Below are 3,451 nucleotides of genomic sequence, written 5' to 3' on the forward strand. Positions count from 1 at the left end.
ATTATACCGCGTTTAGTAAGTAAAAACTTACACTTAATAAGAAGTTGTTCTTTACCAACTATTATTAAAAACTAAGCAAAATAACTTTTTTAGCAGCATTTTATCACTATTAATCATAACCTTAGATTAATTTAAGGTAAGATTTTTGCTGCCAAAAATTTAAAAACCCCTCGTGAATAGATGTCTATTCTCATAATTTTAGTGTACATAAATAAGCATGAGATATTGTCTTTAGGCTATTTCATTCTAAATTTAGTTAATTGGGATATTGATGCAGGATTGCTAAAACTTAAGAGAATTTCCTAGCTCAATAACATTAACTATGGCTAACAATAGGTAAAACCTATCAGTAAGCAACACAAATTTAGATCTAGAGAAAATTTTGATTTTGTTGTTAACTTTGATAGGAAATTCCTATCAATAATGCATAGAAATATTTCGTACAATTTTCCAACTATAAAATATTTCGCTTTGCATACTGCAAAATAAACTATTGTTTATCAAAAAATTACTTTACAAAGTCGACGAAAGATAAAAATTTCTTAGCAAGATTTTACTGCAAGTGGTTTTTCTTTGTTCTATAATTAATTTTAAAGAAAAAGCAAATAATCCCTGAAAATAATTAAGCCTTTCTAGCTGCGGCTAAGATTAAGTTTTATACAGGATTAATAATTTTATTAAAAATTTATCGATAGCTTATTAATTCATTTTATCGATAACTTATGGATGAATTATTACAGGCTGCTTTATCTTCTGTTTAGCTTTATTCGTTATTACTCCCTTATCTTGTAAGCGCAAGTTATGGTCGCTTATAAGTAAAATGGTTTAAAAACTATAAAGCTAGCAGTACGTAATTTTAATGTATTCCTAATGGAGGTCAAAATGACTGAGAAAAAAGAACTTTGTCCATGTGGTTGTGGTCATTATTTACATGAATGTGGTCCGGATTGTACTTGCACTAAAGAGTCAAAAGCTCCAGGCTGTACATGTGGCTGCAATAAATAAGCCCACCTTTAAAATTACGCTATAGCGTTCTTAAATCTAGATTAATAAAGCCCTCAAGCTAAGTAGCAAATAAAGAGCTAAGTTTTATGGTTATTACAACCATTAGTATGCAGCTATATGTAATTGTGCAATTAATTATAGTGTTGCAACTATAGTCAGCCAATAAAACTTATGCTCTTTCCTACTACTAGCTTGAGGGCTTACTTTTATGCTTATATATACTTTGAATTCTTGCTTATTCTTGCTTATTTTTGCTTACTTATTAAGTTACTTTTTGCTAGCTTTTTTGTTACATTTGCAAGTTGCTTACTTGGTTTGTTGTGGTTTACCACCCCTACAAAAGGCATACAAAACCAGTAAAAATTGCTTGAGTTTTCATAGGTTTAACATAAATTAACTAAATGTTAGTTCCATACCAAAAATAATCAAAACAACCACCAAGCAAACTCATCATTTGCGACTTGTTGTCCCTCAAATTAAATTTAGTTCTTATTATTTTCCGTCAATCTTGCCTCTATTTTTCTTGTAAAGATAAAATATTAGAATAAGACTAAAAACAGTTAATACTCTTTTTTTTAATCACTTTTGAGGTAAATCTATGACAACAGTTCCATTTACAGAGGTACTCAAAGTTTGTTGGGCAAATAAAAATAATGTCCAAGGTTGTATTCGTCGCCGTGAATACTTCTTATTTACTCTCTGGATGATCATTCTTAGCTTTTTAATAATTATAGCTCTTTGTATTGTAGCTTTAATCGCTGCACTTATAACAGGAACTCCTGATGCTCCGTCAGCTATTCTCGCCTTTGCTAATTTAATTCTTGCTGGATTTAATATTTTCTTAAGTATTCCGCATACAATCCGTCGCTGCCATGATCTAGGTTTACATGGTGCATTCTGGCTATTATTCTTTATCCCATTAGTAAACGTTATTTTTGGGTTATATTTACTATTTGCGCCAACTAAATTTGAAAATAACCCATACCTTAAAGATAAATTATTCCCAACTTCTTACTATGTAAGATAAATTATTCCCAACTTCTTACTATGTAAGATAATTAATTAGTTCTTTAAACTCTTTGTACTATGCACCTTATACTGTAAGGTGCATTTTTAGTTGTTCGCTTTTAGTTAGTTGTTCGCTTTCAGTGCCTTGTTTTTTAGTTATTTGTTTTTTTCAAGTGTAGTGTATGTGGTGTATCTCTTTCTTTAGATCTTAGTCTATCCTATACTTTACCTATACCCGAGCGGTTATCATACAAGAGCAGTACCACACAACTAACACAACAGTTTATAAAAACTCGGTATTTTTGATACAATAATAGAGTCAAAACACTCTATTAACTCTTATTATCTTTATGCAAACACCTGATAATTACAAACGCGCAAATATTAACGACGTTTTCTTCCGTAGCTTTGCTGGTATATTTAACTATACTAGTTTCCAACGTCGTCGTGAATTATGGCTTTTTATTCTTTGGTACTTTCTATGTACTTTTGTCGTATTGCTCAGTATGTCAATATTTGCCGACTCGCAAAATACTACCGTTTTAGAAGTTCTTGGTGTAGTTTACGTTGTATTAATTATCGCTTTCAATCTAGCGATTATTAGCACTTGTGCTCGTCGTTGTCGTGACATTGGCATTTCACCTTACTATTCGATTATTGCCTTATTTTTACCTTTATGGTTAGTGCTTGGTTTTATTCCTTCAAACATGCACCATAATCCGTATCGTACTAAGGCTTTCTTCCTAGAAGACGAAATTACTATTGTTAACTACGACGATTACTTTAATCCAGAATTTACTTTCCGCACCGACGCTAATGCTAATAAAAGCAATAATGCGTCAGCAGATGACGAACCTTTATCTATTGAAAAAGGAGATCATCGTTCTAAAGATCAATAGGAGGAGCTTATGTCCACCTCTGATCAACCATCATTTATATTCAACTTCTACATCCATTTAGTTAATTTATTTAACTATACTGGAGCAGAACGTCGTCGTGAATATTGGTACTTTTTACTCGCTTCTTTTTTATTACTAGCTATTTGCTATTTTGCTTTTAGCTTAATTATTAGTCACTTTGGACTAACCTATGCTGCCTACTTAAATGGCTTTTTTGTGGGCTTAAGTACTATTATTTTCTTTGCTACTTTAGCCACAATCATGCGTCGTTTACATGATATAGGGATTACAGCATGGGTAATTTTAGTGATTATGGCATTTGCACCTTTAGCTTTTATTTTTGGCTTAATGCCGACTAAATATGAAGCCAATCGCTATCGCCATTCACCACTTTATCCAGAGGATTAAATCTAAATTTAGATTTCCATTTCATTTTCGTTTATAATATTTATATCATTTTAAATGTTATATTTGTCTTATATCAATTTTAATTTTTAAATTAATTTTGATTATAATAGGTCATATCTAATCCTCTGGTG

4 protein-coding genes are annotated in these 3,451 nt (G+C 31.1%); all 4 read left to right on the forward strand.

Features of this window, described 5'->3' with window-relative positions; translation table 11 throughout:
* Positions 1 to 882 precede the first annotated feature (882 nt).
* The 4 genes from CKF58_RS08655 (at position 883) to CKF58_RS07325 (ending at position 3,320) form a co-directional block, all read left to right on the forward strand.
* Positions 883 to 1,005 (forward strand): hypothetical protein, encoded by a 123-nt coding sequence (locus CKF58_RS08655; RefSeq protein ID WP_281270696.1) that lies wholly within the window; start codon positions 883 to 885, stop codon positions 1,003 to 1,005.
* A 598-nt stretch (positions 1,006 to 1,603) separates the two neighbouring features.
* Positions 1,604 to 2,032, forward strand: coding sequence for a DUF805 domain-containing protein (locus tag CKF58_RS07315; RefSeq protein ID WP_119532473.1), 429 nt, complete (start codon positions 1,604 to 1,606; stop codon positions 2,030 to 2,032).
* Positions 2,033 to 2,363: 331 nt separating this feature from the next.
* A complete protein-coding gene (locus CKF58_RS07320) occupies positions 2,364 to 2,912 on the forward strand; it encodes a DUF805 domain-containing protein (RefSeq protein WP_119532475.1) in 549 nt (182 codons plus the stop codon).
* 9 nt (positions 2,913 to 2,921) lie between these two features.
* The gene (locus CKF58_RS07325; RefSeq protein ID WP_119532477.1) at positions 2,922 to 3,320 is read left to right on the forward strand and encodes a DUF805 domain-containing protein; all 399 of its coding nucleotides are present in this window, start codon (positions 2,922 to 2,924) and stop codon (positions 3,318 to 3,320) included.
* Positions 3,321 to 3,451: the final 131 nt, after the last annotated feature.

This window comes from Psittacicella hinzii, assembly GCF_003585935.1.
In the GTDB taxonomy this organism is placed as follows: Bacteria; Pseudomonadota; Gammaproteobacteria; order Enterobacterales; family Psittacicellaceae; genus Psittacicella; species Psittacicella hinzii.

What these genes read in the sequence shown, in the direction of transcription:
- CKF58_RS08655 (WP_281270696.1), top strand. Translation starts at nt 883, where the DNA reads ATGACTGAGAAAAAAGAACTTTGTCCATGTGGTTGTGGTCATTATTTA.
- CKF58_RS07315 (WP_119532473.1), top strand. Translation starts at nt 1,604, where the DNA reads ATGACAACAGTTCCATTTACAGAGGTACTCAAAGTTTGTTGGGCAAAT.
- CKF58_RS07320 (WP_119532475.1), top strand. Translation starts at nt 2,364, where the DNA reads ATGCAAACACCTGATAATTACAAACGCGCAAATATTAACGACGTTTTC.
- CKF58_RS07325 (WP_119532477.1), top strand. Translation starts at nt 2,922, where the DNA reads ATGTCCACCTCTGATCAACCATCATTTATATTCAACTTCTACATCCAT.